The organism is Ornithinibacillus massiliensis (assembly GCF_018310345.1).
Lineage (GTDB): Bacteria > Bacillota > Bacilli > Bacillales > Amphibacillaceae > Ornithinibacillus > Ornithinibacillus massiliensis.
The window spans coordinates 203162-217155 of the sequence record NZ_JAGXBY010000003.1 but is presented as its reverse complement, the minus strand read 5'-3'; the positions used below and the strand labels follow the sequence as shown (position 1 = coordinate 217155).

17 protein-coding genes are annotated in these 13994 nt (G+C 36.5%); 9 read left to right on the top strand and 8 right to left on the bottom strand.

Annotated elements, in window-relative coordinates; translation table 11 throughout:
* Positions 1-197: 197 nt before the first annotated feature.
* On the bottom strand, positions 198-2444 hold the full coding sequence (locus KGF86_RS09705; RefSeq protein ID WP_211741716.1) for a beta-propeller domain-containing protein: 2247 nt from the start codon (positions 2442-2444) through the stop codon (positions 198-200).
* Positions 2445-2642: 198 nt separating this feature from the next.
* Positions 2643-3506, bottom strand: coding sequence for a DegV family protein (locus KGF86_RS09700; protein WP_211741715.1), 864 nt, complete (start codon positions 3504-3506; stop codon positions 2643-2645).
* Positions 3507-3603: 97 nt separating this feature from the next.
* Between KGF86_RS09700 and KGF86_RS09695 the strand changes: the two genes are divergently transcribed.
* Both KGF86_RS09695 and KGF86_RS09690 read left to right on the top strand, forming a co-directional pair.
* Positions 3604-4446: a YitT family protein gene (locus KGF86_RS09695; RefSeq protein ID WP_211741714.1), complete on the top strand. Its 843-nt coding sequence runs from the start codon at positions 3604-3606 to the stop codon at positions 4444-4446.
* Positions 4447-4461: 15 nt separating this feature from the next.
* Positions 4462-4875 (top strand): hypothetical protein, encoded by a 414-nt coding sequence (locus KGF86_RS09690; protein WP_211741713.1) that lies wholly within the window; start codon positions 4462-4464, stop codon positions 4873-4875.
* A gap of 95 nt (positions 4876-4970) precedes the next feature.
* On the opposite strand, the gene KGF86_RS09685 is transcribed toward KGF86_RS09690, so the two are convergent.
* From KGF86_RS09685 to KGF86_RS09670, 4 genes are all read right to left on the bottom strand, one after another.
* Positions 4971-5234 carry a NifU N-terminal domain-containing protein gene (locus tag KGF86_RS09685; protein WP_186869376.1) on the bottom strand — a complete coding sequence of 88 codons (264 nt, stop codon included), beginning with the start codon at positions 5232-5234 and terminating at the stop codon, positions 4971-4973.
* 206 nt (positions 5235-5440) lie between these two features.
* On the bottom strand, positions 5441-5638 hold the full coding sequence (locus KGF86_RS09680; protein ID WP_211741712.1) for a DUF3813 domain-containing protein: 198 nt from the start codon (positions 5636-5638) through the stop codon (positions 5441-5443).
* Positions 5639-5788 carry a hypothetical protein gene (locus tag KGF86_RS09675; RefSeq protein WP_211741711.1) on the bottom strand — a complete coding sequence of 50 codons (150 nt, stop codon included), beginning with the start codon at positions 5786-5788 and terminating at the stop codon, positions 5639-5641.
* 179 nt (positions 5789-5967) lie between these two features.
* A complete protein-coding gene (locus KGF86_RS09670) occupies positions 5968-6801 on the bottom strand; it encodes a Cof-type HAD-IIB family hydrolase (RefSeq protein WP_211741710.1) in 834 nt (277 codons plus the stop codon).
* 143 nt (positions 6802-6944) lie between these two features.
* Here KGF86_RS09670 and KGF86_RS09665 point away from each other — a divergent pair, with 143 nt between their 5' ends.
* Both KGF86_RS09665 and KGF86_RS09660 read left to right on the top strand, forming a co-directional pair.
* Positions 6945-7703 carry a prolyl oligopeptidase family serine peptidase gene (locus KGF86_RS09665; protein ID WP_211741709.1) on the top strand — a complete coding sequence of 253 codons (759 nt, stop codon included), beginning with the start codon at positions 6945-6947 and terminating at the stop codon, positions 7701-7703.
* 68 nt (positions 7704-7771) lie between these two features.
* On the top strand, positions 7772-8083 hold the full coding sequence (locus tag KGF86_RS09660; RefSeq protein WP_186869381.1) for a metal-sulfur cluster assembly factor: 312 nt from the start codon (positions 7772-7774) through the stop codon (positions 8081-8083).
* Positions 8084-8167: 84 nt separating this feature from the next.
* Here the strand turns inward: KGF86_RS09660 and KGF86_RS09655 are convergent, their stop codons facing one another.
* Positions 8168-8980 carry an undecaprenyl-diphosphate phosphatase gene (locus tag KGF86_RS09655; protein WP_211741708.1) on the bottom strand — a complete coding sequence of 271 codons (813 nt, stop codon included), beginning with the start codon at positions 8978-8980 and terminating at the stop codon, positions 8168-8170.
* Positions 8981-9078: 98 nt separating this feature from the next.
* Here KGF86_RS09655 and KGF86_RS09650 point away from each other — a divergent pair, with 98 nt between their 5' ends.
* Positions 9079-9417, top strand: a complete 339-nt coding sequence (locus KGF86_RS09650) for a hypothetical protein (protein WP_211741707.1) — start codon at positions 9079-9081, stop codon at positions 9415-9417.
* 77 nt (positions 9418-9494) lie between these two features.
* On the opposite strand, the gene KGF86_RS09645 is transcribed toward KGF86_RS09650, so the two are convergent.
* The gene (locus KGF86_RS09645) at positions 9495-9674 is read right to left on the bottom strand and encodes a YjzD family protein (RefSeq protein WP_186869384.1); all 180 of its coding nucleotides are present in this window, start codon (positions 9672-9674) and stop codon (positions 9495-9497) included.
* 126 nt (positions 9675-9800) lie between these two features.
* Here KGF86_RS09645 and KGF86_RS09640 point away from each other — a divergent pair, with 126 nt between their 5' ends.
* The 4 genes from KGF86_RS09640 (at position 9801) to fabF (ending at position 13761) form a co-directional block, all read left to right on the top strand.
* Positions 9801-10421 (top strand): hypothetical protein, encoded by a 621-nt coding sequence (locus KGF86_RS09640; RefSeq protein ID WP_211741706.1) that lies wholly within the window; start codon positions 9801-9803, stop codon positions 10419-10421.
* A 14-nt stretch (positions 10422-10435) separates the two neighbouring features.
* Positions 10436-11398: a BMP family ABC transporter substrate-binding protein gene (locus tag KGF86_RS09635; protein WP_211741705.1), complete on the top strand. Its 963-nt coding sequence runs from the start codon at positions 10436-10438 to the stop codon at positions 11396-11398.
* Positions 11399-11519: 121 nt separating this feature from the next.
* On the top strand, positions 11520-12458 hold the full coding sequence (locus tag KGF86_RS09630; protein WP_186869387.1) for a beta-ketoacyl-ACP synthase III: 939 nt from the start codon (positions 11520-11522) through the stop codon (positions 12456-12458).
* Between the two features lie 61 nt (positions 12459-12519).
* Entirely contained in the window at positions 12520-13761 is a 1242-nt protein-coding gene (gene fabF, locus KGF86_RS09625; RefSeq protein ID WP_211741704.1) for a beta-ketoacyl-ACP synthase II, read from the top strand.
* Positions 13762-13994: the final 233 nt, after the last annotated feature.

Genomic DNA, 13994 nt, shown 5'->3' with positions numbered 1-13994 from the left:
ACATCTGCTCGAAAAGACCTCGCAGTGTCTTCTTTACCGTCGGGCGGCTGGTGAGCCTCCTCAGAGCTAATGCTCCTCTGGGGTCTCACCGATGCCTTTCCTCCCACAGGAGTCTCGGTATATTTCCGGGGCTAATGTGGTAATTTGTTCGTTTTTTATTACCTTTGTTTTAGTTTTGTCCCGGTCTTTACCAATCCTCAATATGCAAACGATAGCTCAGGTAATTCTATCGTTTTCAACATTTGCTTTTGCTTCAAATCATACACCTTCATTTGATCCCAAGATAAGCTGAAAATGGTATCCTCTACCGAAACAATTCTTTTAATCTCAGAAGTCCATTCTGGATAGTTGTTAAACGTTTCCTGGTGTGTAATCGTATCCAATAGACGAATCCCATCTGGAGTGATTTCATAAAGTAATGCCCCTTCGAAAATAACACTGTATTCCTCGTAGCTTATATCTCCTTTATGGACCGTCTTTGTTTCGGATAGTGTTGCAGGAAAGCCATAAATATTTTCTGTTGGATGCTTATACAGTACTTTATGATTATAAAGTAGTTCAGAATAGGAACCGCCTTGACCAATTACTTCTGAAAATTTTTCCTTCGGGTTGGTTGGATCGGTTACATCAAAGACGGAAATCTTTAATCCATCTGTAAGAACGATTGGTTCGCTCATTCCGTTTTCTTTCTCAAGTTTCGTTTCTTGCCCAAATCCTATGACATGATTCTCATCGAGCGGATGCAGGTAGTTACTAAACCCAGGAATCTTTAATTCTCCGAGAACAGTTGGTTTCGATGGATCTTGTAAATCGATGACAAACAGTGGATCTACTTCTTTAAATGTAACCATATAGGCTACCTCATCCATAAAGCGAACACTGTAAATCCGTTCGCCTTCAGCTAATCCCTCTATAGCCCCAACAGGCTTTAAATTTTCATCAAACGTATATAAATTGTTAGTAGATAACGTCTCTTCATCCCAAGTATTCCCTTTAGTCGTCGCTACTCGGAATATTCCATTTCGTTCATCCATTGCAAATTGGTTGACTAGTGTACCACTTACTATAGTTGATGCATGGTATGTCAACGTACCTTCCTCAATTTGGAACTGTGAAATTTCAGTATCTGCTTCCCTTGGGAGCCAAATCATCATGTCACTAGAGACATCTTCACTAGTGTCGGTTCCATCATTTTCGGTTATTTCATTCTCAATTTCCTTATATTTATTAACCGCTACATAAAGATTGTTATGAGACATATAGATTTGCTGAGATGCACCAAGGTAGGTCTCCATATTTGCTTCCTTTTCCATATCGTCAAGGTCTATGGAAGTAAGAATTAGAAATTGTTCCTCCGTACTATCTGGAAAGAAATATATATCATGAAAAGCAACAGGTTTGCTTTCGTCACCAACAGTAGAATCCTTTATAAATGGCCTTACATCTACATCCTCATTTGAACTTAAAATATGGTATGGAGGATATTCATTAGCAATTAAATATAAATAACCATCTAGTATTCTGGACGAACTGTAATACCCTTCTTGACTCACTTCACGTATTTGTTTTGGATTTTGAGGATCTTTGACATCATAAATTAAGGTAGAAGTCTGGCTGAAGAAAATAGGCTCTACGATACCAACTTTATTTTTCGTTGAGTTTAATTCCTTATCTCGAAGTGGTTCTGATTTTTCTCCAATGACAATTAAAAGGTCATGATGTAGGTAAATTTCTTGTGGGTAATAATTCTCCACTTTTATTTGGCTTAATAATTGGCTGTTTTCCTTATCTGTTGATGTGATGAGAATATCTCCATCACGTACGAAGAAAAGAGAATTGCCATCAGTCTTTATGATGTCTCCTTCATCTACTCCTTCTACTTGAACATTTGTCGTAGAGCTTTCACCGTCTCCCATATGACCGCTACTTGCATCAGCAGCAATATCCGCAGATTCTTCCTGCATGGTAGAGAAGCTTTGGTTCCTTTCATTTTGTTGTGTCATTCGTTCTTTCAATAACGTGAGAAGTTGTTTTTGATCTTTAATGTTAGGTAACTGTGTTACTGCAGTGAAGGCATGTTGTAATGGCTTGGCGAGTTTATCACCGTCTGCGGTTTTGACATTACTAGTAATGGTAATATCATACGATTCATCAACAGTATAACCATTCTCAGGTGCGAAAATTGTTAGTACCGTGTATGAATCATTCCACTCCATCTTGGTTGCAATTCGTTCACCTTGATTATTTGTAACGATGACGGTTTCTTCCGTAAAGCTCTTCGGATCCATCGATTCTGAAAAGTGTATGGTCCAATCTTTAAATGTTGGAACAAAACTAGAGGCAGATGGAATCTCTGCTGTAATCTTGCTAGAGAATCCATACACCACGAGTAACCAAACACCAATAATGGCAACGATACTGATTAATACTATCCTTTTATACACATTCTCCACCTCATTTGTATAGGAAAAATGAACCTTTACAAATAAGACGTAGACAATTTCAATTATGTTTCAAGATCCCAATAAAATATCGTAATCGTAGCTCAAATGAAGATTTACCTGACTTGCTGATAGAGGGAAAGTTAACTAAAGAAAAGAAGCATGTAGAAAATAGTACTATTCCACATGCTTCCTGAATTTTTATTGGAATGATTTATTTAAGAAAAATAGTGCGAGTGTTCCAGGACCAGAGTGAGCACCAATTGCAGAGCCAACAAATTCGATAACAACTTCTTTTACGCCAAATTTATCTTTAATCATTTTCGCAAGTGCCTCTGCTCGTTCTAGGTCATCACCATGACTAATACCAATTACTTGGTTTTCGAAATTACCACCACGTTCTTCCATCAATTCAACCATACGGCTAAGAAGCTTTTTCGTCCCACGCATCTTTTCGAGAGGGATTAATTTGCCGTCTTCCACATGAAGGATGGGCTTAATATTTAATAAGGTTCCAACAAAGGCTGCTGTTTTACTTACTCTTCCACCACGTTTTAAATATTCTAGGTCATCCACCGTGAAGATGTGTTCCATATGAAGTGCCCGTTTTTTCGCATCATCGATAATTTCTTCTTTTCTTTTACCCTCTTTAGCTAATCGAGCCGCATTTAGCACAACTAAACCATAACCAATCGAAGCGCATTTTGTATCGATAATGGATATGTCTGCATCAGGATAGTCTTCTTTTACTTCCTGTTCCATCATTTTTGCTGTCTGATATGTACCAGAAAGCTCTGAAGAAAAAGCCAAATAGATCAATGTTTGATTAGACTTGGCATATTCGGTGAAAATAGATTTAAAAGTCTGTGGCGAAACCTGGGAAGTCTTTGGGGATTTTCCTTCACGCATCGCATCAAAAACGTTCTTAGGTGTAATATCGATCCCATCTTTATAATCCTTATCCTCTAAATGAACCGTTAAGGAGACCATTTCCATGTCATATTCAGTGAAGTAGTCTTTGGTAAGGTCACTAGCTGAATCTGCCATAATTGTAACATTAGTCATCACTATCACCCTCAATTCTTTACAAATATTATATTATGTTTAGTTTATAGTTATAATGTGTTATAGTCAAAATTATTGTTAATAAAAGGAGACTGTTATGTTTTTAATAGAGGCGAAACGTATTTTAATTGTTATTATAGGTTCCTTACTGAATGCCTTATCTTTAAATTTATTTTTAGAAAGTGCTAATGTATATGCTAGCGGATTTACTGGAACTGCCCAGCTAATCTCCAGTGTATTTAATGATTTTATAGGAGTGAATGTATCAACAGGTATTCTGTTATTTCTACTTAACATACCTGTATTTATTCTAGGCTGGTTTAAAGTTGGAAAAGGATTTACAATCTATAGTATCGTTTCGGTAATCTTTTCTTCGATATTTCTACAATTCCTACCAATTGTTCAACTATCTAGTGATATTATTTTGAATGCAGTATTTGGTGGGCTAGTAGCAGGAATCGGTGTAGGAATTACCTTGAAAATTGGTGCATCTACAGGTGGAATGGACATTGTTGCCATGGTGTTATCTCGTATGAATGATAAACCGATTGGTGTTTATTTTATTTCCTTGAACGCTGTTATTATTGCACTTGCAGGAATTCTTTACGAACCAGAGAATGCATTATATACAATGGTTGCGCTTTATGTGACAACACGAGTAATTGATACGATACATACTCGTTATAACAAATTAACAGCAATGATTGTAACGAAAAAAGCGAAAGAATTACAAAAAGCAATTCATGACACGATGGTTCGGGGAATCACCATCTTACCTGCTGTGGGAGCTTATACGAATCAAGATAAACATATGCTATACCTAGTTATTACACGATATGAATTATATGATTTAGAAAAAATTATTAAAGAAGTAGATCCAGAAGCGTTCACGAATATTGTCCAGACCGCTGGAATTTATGGATTCTTTCGAAAAGAGTAAGGGGAAATGATGTAAATGAAAAAAGCGTTTATGATTATAAGTACTGTTTTTATCCTTTCATCATGTGGAAATCAACCTGATAAGGCTTCAGATCCAATCACAGAAACTACACATGAGGTATATGCCAATTTTCAAAATGTGGATATTCAAATTGAAAATAACCAAGCAATCATTACCGGAAACGTGAATGCATCCAATGATGAATTTTATTTTCAGGTGGAACAAGAGGATCACATTTTAAAAGAAGAAGAGAAAGTTACAGTTGATGGTGAGTGGAGCGATTTCAGCTTCCGTATAGAAATTATTGATGAAATGAAAGAGCAAGATGAGGTGGTCATCGTAAAGATGTACACGAAAGGGGAAGACGGTAAAATAGTCAACCCAAATTATATTCCATTGGATTTGAAAGAAAAACAATATAATTCCTAGCTAGCACTTAAGTTTTTGCCAACAGGATAGGGCTACTTATATAGAAAAAACTAGAATTCATCATACAATGGAATTCTAGTTTTTTCTTACATGTATTAATAACCATGCTTTTCAAAAACTTCTTTCACTTTCGGGGTAACCTCGTCCCATTCTGCATCAAAGCTTTTGTTAACAGTAATGAAATTTTGATAACCGAATACGTTATCTACACCTTCAAGTTTCAATAAATCATTCATTATTTCATGTTCACTTGTATCACCTGGCATAACGGAAATACTGTTTGTCCCTTCAAAGATGAGCTTGTCTGTCGTAAATTTAATTGCGTTTGGATTTGGTGTTGATTCAGCTCTTACTCCCATTTGTTCTACCTCCACATGAATCCTTTTAAATCTATATTAGCAGAAAAGTGGGGAAGAAAAAAGGAAAATAAGGAAAAGGTGCTCCCTTAAGAGCACCTTCAACCTACAGCTTGTTTCATCAGCAATTCCTCTTCATCCGAAGAATGAATTGGATATTACCATCACAAGCTTTTTAAGTTAGTAAATTGGGCAAATCTTTATGGAGGCTAGCTAAGTTGATCCTGTTCCAATTGCTGTTGTAATTGTTGTAATTGTTGTTTTTCTTCTGGTGTCGCATCATTCATAGCAGCTTGGATCGCATTATGAGCGGCTTGTTTATCTTGTTCTGAAGCGTTGCCACCAGTTATATTACTTGTAAATTGGGTAACGGCATCTTTGGCTTGTTGGAATAGATTTTTTTGCATTTAGAATCCTCCTACTGTATGATTATCTGCTTCATCCCGTTTTCGTTCTGCTTCGGTGAAGTTAGAACGATATGGGAATTTCTCTGCATGTCTTTTTACAGCATCTGCGCTTTGTTGGCTGAATCTTTTTGATTTACTCCCTTTGCCCAAGTAAGATTCCTCCTTAGAAAAACTAGCATTCGTTCGAATGTGTTTGTTTTTCTGATGCTGGCAGGTGAGATTTTTATACTCTCCTATCTGCCAACAAAAAAGTGAACGTTTTTTACGTTCACTATTAGTATGGAATGATGAAGTTTTTTTATAGTAGGTAAATTACGGTACACCTGTTTTTACTTTACATTCGAATTAAGGCTTAAGTATTCTTCTAAGAACAAGCCAATGCCACTTTCCTCATTGGTAATCGTTACATGGTTGGCAATGGATTTTAACGGTTCAATCGCATTACCCATCGCAACTCCGACACCTGCATAATCAATCATTTCTAAATCATTATCCTCATCGCCAAATGCAATAATGCGGCTCTTTGGGATTTGATAATAATGTGCAATTTTTTGTAAACCTACTGCTTTATTAATCCCTTTTTTGACGATTTCAATCACATTCCATGGAGCACCCCATTTTCGATGTTCGATTACTTCTGCATGATATTCATCTAAATGGTCACGTAATGATGTGATATGATCCTCTTTAGGATGGATTAACAGGGAAGTAGGATCTTCGCTTAACTTACTCTTTAAATTTCCAATAATAAAAGGGGTGTCATCTCCTGTTTCATAAAAGATATCGATTAAATCTTGACTATATTTATCAAGATAAACTTGATCTTTTACTTCTGCCAAAACATTATAGACATCTAAGTCATAACAAGCTTGGACAATACTTAGAGCAGTTCTTTTAGGCATTGGATTGTGAAGAACATCCCACTTTTTATCTTCTGGATGATGTATTAATGCACCATTAAAATTGACCATTGGGGTTTTTAATCCTAGTTCATGATAATATTGAATGCTTGCACGATGTGGTCTACCAGTAGCAATCACGACAATATGTCCATCTGCCATGGCTTTAGAAATGACTTTCTTATTTTTTTCACTAATGACCTTATTGTCAGAAAGTAATGTACCGTCTAAATCTAACGCGATTAAATGTTGTTGTTTTGTCATATACTCACCTCATATGAATTAAGTTTATTCGTGTTTACCACAGATGTAAAGGAATATAAAGTAATCTTTACGTTAAATTAGTTTAACTATTTGTAAAAAAATACTATCATATTATTAACAGGACAAATAAGGGGATTATGCAGATGATTGGAATAACTAAAAAAAGTGTTGGAGGAGTCCCAAGTTTAGTTGTAGTTGATACAGAGAAAGCTGAAGCTTCTCTACCAACAATCGTGTATTTTCACGGTATAACAAGTGCAAAGGAACATAATTTACCACTGGCTTTTTTATTGGCAGAAAAAGGGATGCGAGTTATATTGCCTGATAGTTTGTATCATGGTGAGAGAGAGACAGATGAAGTATCGGATGTTCGTTACTTTTTATTCCATATTGTGTTACAAAATCTGAAGGATCTACATAGCATTAAGGTGGAATTAGAGGAAAAACGCTTAATTTTAGATGAAAGAATTGGCATTGCTGGAACGAGTATGGGTGGAATTACAACCGCTGCAGCCTTAACCCAGTTTCCTTGGATTAAAGCAGCCGGAGTATTAATGGGATCTCCCAAAATTACTACTTTCGCAAGAGAACTGGTGGCATTCTATTCGAAGGCTGGAGGTCTCCCATTAACGGAACAGGAAGTTTCACAGTTGTATGATTCGCTTGCGGATTATGATTTATCGCTTCAAGTTGAGAAATTAAATAAAAGGCCTGTACTATTTTGGCATGGAGATCAAGATCCTACAGTTCCATTTGATCACTCCCATAGCTTTTATCAACAGGTAAGGAACGAGTATCACGATCATGATAAAATAAAGTTTATTCGTGAAGAAGGCCGAGGTCATAAGGTCAGCAGGTATGCTATTTTAGAAACGGTCAAATGGTTTGATAAGCATCTGTGATGCAAATCATTTAAAAAACAAGCAAAATGTGTTTAAATGAAGATATGAAAGAATAAGGAGGGAAGACCATGGATGAAGCATTAAAAGAAAATCTCATGGGAGCTCTTGAAAATGTTATTGACCCCGAATTAGGTATTGATATTGTCAACCTTGGGTTAATATATGATGTAGATCTTGATGATGATGGTGTATGTACAGTAACAATGACACTTACAGCAATGGGATGCCCACTTTCTGCACATATTGAAGCTGACGTACAACGCGCTCTATATGATTTACCAGAAGTAAAAGAAACAAGAGTTAATATTGTTTGGGATCCACCATGGGGCAAAGAAAGAATGTCTCGTTACGCAAAAATTGCTCTAGGAATTCCGGATTAATAATTTGGCTATACCGTAAATTAATATGCCAACACATAAAACAATCCCCTACCATTTTAATCGTGGTAGGGGATTGTTTTATGTTTATCTCAAGAAGAATAATGCGAAAGCACCTACCACGAAGCAGTAGAATGCAAAGTATTTTAGGTTTCCTTTTGCCATAATATTCATAAACCATTTAAGCGCAAAGTATGTCGCGATAATGGATGCAATAAATGCAATTAAATACGGAATCATTAATGTGTTTAATTCTGGATCAGTTACAATATCCTTAGCAGAAAGCAACCCAACCCCTAAACTAACTGGAATATATAATAGGAATGAGAAACGAAGTGCTGTTTCCTGTTTCATTCCGAGTAACATAGCGGCGGCAATGGTTGCTCCAGATCGGCTAATTCCTGGGAATAATGCTACAGACTGCGCAAGGCCAGCAATTACCGCATCTTTTACCGTAATTTGTTTATCCCCCTTTTTACCACGTAAATTACGAATTATCCAAAGGGCAATACCGGTAATGATTAATGTAATACCTACTAAAAATGGCTTACTTATATCCCCTACCACATCTTTCAATACTATTCCTAGTATACCTGTAGGTATTGTTGCTACAATTAGCATGAGAATAAACTGGAAATCACTTTTAGCATCAGGATCACGAGAAACGATGTAACGGAACCCGTTTTTTATTAATCGAACGATGTCTTTGAAATAAACCATAATAACAGCTATTAGTGAACCGAAGTTTACAAATGCTTCAAAGGATATTCCCGGTGTACCTACTCCTAATAGATCACGTGCTAATATAAGATGGCCACTTGATGAAATAGGAATTGGTTCAGTAAATCCTTGTAGTAAGCCTAAAAATAAATATCTAAGTAAATCCAATAAATTTTCCATTTTTTATACTCTCCCTAGTTATCAGTTACTAAATTGGCTAATACTGTCACCTCTAATTAGGCATATGAATAGTCTAGTTGATGAGGAGGTCGATCAAAATGACTCATAAAAAACAGGTTTATGATTTATGTAAAACACATATGCATTCTTATGTATTAGCCCAATTAGATGACGGTACCAGCTTTGATGGTATCATAACTGGTTTAGACGATGATTATGTTTACTTTGCTATACCAATTGATAGTGAAGCAACTCCGCAATTACAGCCATACATGTTAGATCAGCGTCAGTTTGGATATGGTTATCCGGGGTATGGCTTTCCAGGGTTTGGTTTCCCAGGCTATGGAGGCTTTTACGGTGGACCACGTAGAAGGTTTAATCGACTAGTGTTACCACTTGCAGCACTTACTGCCTTAACCTTATTACCTTGGTATTAAATTATTAATTGTAAAAACCGGGAAGTAGCAAACCCTTGCCATGTAGTTCAAGGCAAGGGTTTTACTTTCGAGACGAGTTACTGCTCTTTTTTCTCCTTCAATAAACCGTCTCCTAGAATGAAGATAGCAATGGAAAGAATCGCTGCCATTACTAATGTAGCTACAAGGTCTAATGATCCTCCACCCATACTGGATAGTACGTAGGATAGTACGAACGTTATTAATACAGCCCAAAGAATGGTTGCAATGTAACGCATATGTAACACCTCAATTTCTAATCTACTTTTAATTTAGCGTAATACACAATTTCTTTATTAAGTTTACCAAATGCACACATAAATGAAAAGTATTTCTTCATAGTTTACATAGAGAGGAGGCTGCCCATGTCGATTAGCATTTATAATTGTTTTTCTTGGATTGGGTATCATTATGTTCATTACTTTTTAGAAAAGGGTATAGAAGTAAACGGAATAGACAAAATTGATTCGGAGAAAAAAGAAAATCTCCATATGTTAGTCGGTAGGAATAGTTTGTTTAGCTTGATTCCAGCAAATAATATTCCGAAGGACCCTGTTGCGTTAGTCGTTGGAGGTACAGAATTAGCACTTCATGCGGAAAGAATAATTCAAATTAGAACGAGAGAAATGAAAAATAAGCTTTCCAATGCTATAGTAATTAACGCACCTATCCTTTTTGGAGAATGGATGGAAATGACGGAGGTAGAAATTAAGGTAGGAAATCGAAATGTTCGCTTTCATTCAAAGGAATTTCAATCGGATGCTATTTATATTAAAGATTTTGTTAAAGCAACAGCTCCACTATTCCATTCAAGCAATAAACCTTCTGAACTTAGTGTCCTTTCAAAGAAAGTTTTTCTAAATGAAGCGGTAAAACTTGAAAATTCGATTTATATTCGTGACAATATACCTATAGAAGAAAATATTAGGAAGGTACTAGCTCATTATCGACGCTATAAAGATTTGTATGAATACGATAGATACTGAATGGAGTGCAGAATTTGAGAAGAACGTATAGTATAGCCATACTATTAATAATTGGAATGATTGTAGTAAGTGGTTGTAGCAATAAGGTAGAATCAGGGAATCTCTATAAAGCAGCTATGATCATGGAAGGGGAAATGGAAGATAAACCATGGAATCAAAAGGGCTATAATGGCCTTTTAGAGATTGAGAAAAAACTAGGTGTTGAAATTGAAGTCATAGAAGATGTTAGTACGGAGGCTGAATTATCTGAGGCTGTAAGTGATCTTGTGGAGGAAGGGACCAATCTAATTTTTGGACACAGTAGTAATTATGGAGAAGCATTTTATAATTTATCCCAAACCTACACCGATATTCACTTCGTTTATTTCAATGGGAATTACTACAGGAATAATTTAACAAGTATGAACTTTAACTCGCATGGAATGGGATTTTTCGCTGGGATGATTGCAAGTAGTGCAACGAAGACTAAAGAAGTAGGCATTATCGCTGCTTATCAATGGCAGCCTGAAATAGAAGGTTTCTATGAAGGAGTAAAGTATCAAAATCCACAAGCTAATGTGAGAATGGAATTTATCTATGATTGGAATGATAGTGAAGCAGCTATAGAAGCATATGATCGATTAAAAAATCATGAGGTGGATGTGATTTATCCAGCAGGAGATGCCATTAGTGAGGATATCATTAAACTTGCAGGGGACGATGGTATATATGCTATTGGATTTGTTTCTGATCAAATAAATGTCGAACCGGAAACGGTACTAACTAGTACAGTACAACATGTTGATCGTTTGTATGTACTAGCAGCAGAGAAATTCAACGAAGGATCCCTTAAGGGAGAAATAATGACATTTGATTTTACGGATGATTATATTACAATGGGTGAGTTCAGTAATTCTGTCCCAAAGTATTTTCAACAAAGGTTACTTGATTATATTGAGAAGTATAAAGAAACAGGCTTGCTTCCAAATCAATATTAATTTGACGGTTTGATTTTTCTAGTAAGGATAATTAGACCTTGCAAGTCTATCTTTTTTGCATTAAAATTAGTACCAAGTCATAATATTTGATAACAACTTATAATGTTAGGGGATGTATTATATGGGTGTTGGAGTTATAGGAGTAGGGCATTACACACCTTCCAAAGTCGTAACGAATAAAGACTTAGAAAAAATAGTAGATACAAGTGATGAATGGATCCGTACTCGTACTGGTATAGAGGAGAGAAGAATTGCCGAGGATGATATGGATACTTCAGATATGGCTTACCATGCATCACTAAGTGCAATAGAGGATGCTGGTATTAAACCGGAAGATATTGATTTGATTTTAGTAGCTACCGTTACTCCAGATACACCTTTTCCATCTGTATCTTGCATGCTTCAGGAAAAGCTTGGTGCATGGAATGCAGCAGCAATGGATGTTAGTGCAGCATGTGCTGGATTTATGTATGGGATGATAACCGCGAAGCAATTTATCGAAACAAAAGTATACAAACATATATTAGTTGTTGGAGCTGAAAAGCTTTCGAAGATAACAGACTGGTCAGATCGTAATACATGTGTACTATTTGGTGATGGTGCAGGTGCAGCAGTTATGGGAGAAGTGTCAGAAGGAAAAGGAATCCTTTCCTTTGAGTTAGGTGCCAACGGTTCAGGTGGCAAACATTTATATCAAAAAGACGACGGATTTATTACGATGAATGGTCGTGAAGTCTTCAAATTTGCAGTTAGACAAATGCCTGAATCATCTTTAAATGTATTGGAGAAAGCTGGCTTACAAAAAGAAGATGTGGATTATTTAATTCCTCACCAAGCTAATATTCGTATTATGGAAGCGGCGAGGGAAAGATTAGACATTCCAGAGGAAAGAATGGCTAAGGTTATTACAAAATATGGGAATAATTCTTCTGCTTCTATACCTATGGCTTTATCAGAAAGTGTTAAAGATGGTAAAATTAGTGATAATGATGTCATTGTATTAGTTGGATTTGGTGGAGGTTTAACATGGGGAGCATTGGCATTACGCTGGGGAAGGTAATGGATAACTGCCAGTAATGCCTGCTCTTTAAATTTCTAATAATTTTAGGAGGAGTACCGAAATGTCTGATAGAAGAGTAGTAGTGACAGGGCTTGGAGCTGTTACCCCAATAGGTAATGATGTAAACACGATGTGGGAAAGTCTCCTAGCTGGTAATTCTGGAATTGATTTCGTAACACAAGTAAATAAAGAAGATTTTCCAGCAAAAGTTGCAGCAGAGGTAAAAGAGTTTGATCCAACACTATATGTCGATAAAAAAGATGCTCGTAAAATGGACCCGTTCACCCAGTTTGCTGTCGCTGCATCGATGATGGCGTTAAAGGATGCTAAACTTGAAATAACAGATGAGAATGCTCACCGTGTTGGTGTATGGATTGGGTCTGGTATTGGTGGAATGAAAACATACGAAGAACAATTCACTAAATTTATGGAAAAGGGTCCAAAGCGTGTAAGCCCGTTTTTTGTCCCGATGATGATTCCGGATATGGCTGCAGGACAGGTTTCGATCCAAACTGGTGCTAAAGGAATTAATTCCTGCTCGGTTACCGCTTGTGCTTCTGGTGCAAACTCTATTGGAGATGCGTATAAAGCTGTACAACGTGGGGATGTAGATTATATTATTGCCGGTGGTACAGAAGCTCCAATTACGAATATGGCATTTGCAGGATTTAGTTCTGCAAAAGCACTGTCCTTCAACGATGATCCGAAGACAGCTAGTCGACCATTCGATAAGAACCGTGATGGCTTTGTAATGGGTGAGGGAGCAGGGATTCTGATATTAGAAACATTAGAATCAGCTCTTGAGCGTGGAGCACATATTTATGCGGAAATAGTAGGCTATGGTGCTACTGGAGATGCATACCATATTACAGCTCCTGCTGAACACGGTGAAGGTGCTGCTCGAGCAATGCAACAAGCTCTACGCGATGCAGGATTACAGCCAGAAGAAGTGGATTATATTAATGCACATGGTACAAGCACCGATTTAAATGATAAATTTGAAACAGAAGCAATTAAAACTGTTTTTGGCGAACATGCTTATAAACTCGCCGTATCATCAACTAAATCGATGACAGGTCACTTACTAGGTGCTGCTGGTGGAGTAGAGGCAGTAATTTCCATTAAGTCTATTGAGGATGGAGTAGTTCCTGCAACAATTAATTATGAAACACAAGATCCAGATTGTGATCTAGATTATGTGCCAAATGAAGCTAGAAAACAAGATGTTAATGTAGTCTTAAGTAATTCTTTAGGCTTTGGTGGGCATAATGTATCGCTTATATTTAAGAAATATCAATCATAAAATGGTGAAGGACTGACTAAATGGGTCAGTCTTTTTTCATACTAGGAGAATGATGGGTTTCATGAGCTTGAATCCCGAAAATAAAGATATATTCTTTACAATGGAAATAGTGTGCCTTACAATTTGGGACAATCTCCTCATTAAAAATATCCCCCTCTATCTTTTCTATCATGCCATGTAAATAACTAGCATATAATAAATTATAATCTATAGGACAAGCATAGGTGGTTGTA

Bases quoted from the DNA above. Each gene is read 5' to 3' on its own strand.
- KGF86_RS09700 (WP_211741715.1), bottom strand. From the start codon at position 3,506: ATGACTAATGTTACAATTATGGCAGATTCAGCTAGTGACCTTACCAAA.
- KGF86_RS09695 (WP_211741714.1), top strand. From the start codon at position 3,604: ATGTTTTTAATAGAGGCGAAACGTATTTTAATTGTTATTATAGGTTCC.
- KGF86_RS09690 (WP_211741713.1), top strand. From the start codon at position 4,462: ATGAAAAAAGCGTTTATGATTATAAGTACTGTTTTTATCCTTTCATCA.
- KGF86_RS09685 (WP_186869376.1), bottom strand. From the start codon at position 5,234: ATGGGAGTAAGAGCTGAATCAACACCAAATCCAAACGCAATTAAATTT.
- KGF86_RS09680 (WP_211741712.1), bottom strand. From the start codon at position 5,638: ATGCAAAAAAATCTATTCCAACAAGCCAAAGATGCCGTTACCCAATTT.
- KGF86_RS09670 (WP_211741710.1), bottom strand. From the start codon at position 6,801: ATGACAAAACAACAACATTTAATCGCGTTAGATTTAGACGGTACATTA.
- KGF86_RS09665 (WP_211741709.1), top strand. From the start codon at position 6,945: ATGATTGGAATAACTAAAAAAAGTGTTGGAGGAGTCCCAAGTTTAGTT.
- KGF86_RS09660 (WP_186869381.1), top strand. From the start codon at position 7,772: ATGGATGAAGCATTAAAAGAAAATCTCATGGGAGCTCTTGAAAATGTT.
- KGF86_RS09655 (WP_211741708.1), bottom strand. From the start codon at position 8,980: ATGGAAAATTTATTGGATTTACTTAGATATTTATTTTTAGGCTTACTA.
- KGF86_RS09650 (WP_211741707.1), top strand. From the start codon at position 9,079: ATGACTCATAAAAAACAGGTTTATGATTTATGTAAAACACATATGCAT.
- KGF86_RS09645 (WP_186869384.1), bottom strand. From the start codon at position 9,674: ATGCGTTACATTGCAACCATTCTTTGGGCTGTATTAATAACGTTCGTA.
- KGF86_RS09640 (WP_211741706.1), top strand. From the start codon at position 9,801: ATGTCGATTAGCATTTATAATTGTTTTTCTTGGATTGGGTATCATTAT.
- KGF86_RS09630 (WP_186869387.1), top strand. From the start codon at position 11,520: ATGGGTGTTGGAGTTATAGGAGTAGGGCATTACACACCTTCCAAAGTC.
- fabF (WP_211741704.1), top strand. From the start codon at position 12,520: ATGTCTGATAGAAGAGTAGTAGTGACAGGGCTTGGAGCTGTTACCCCA.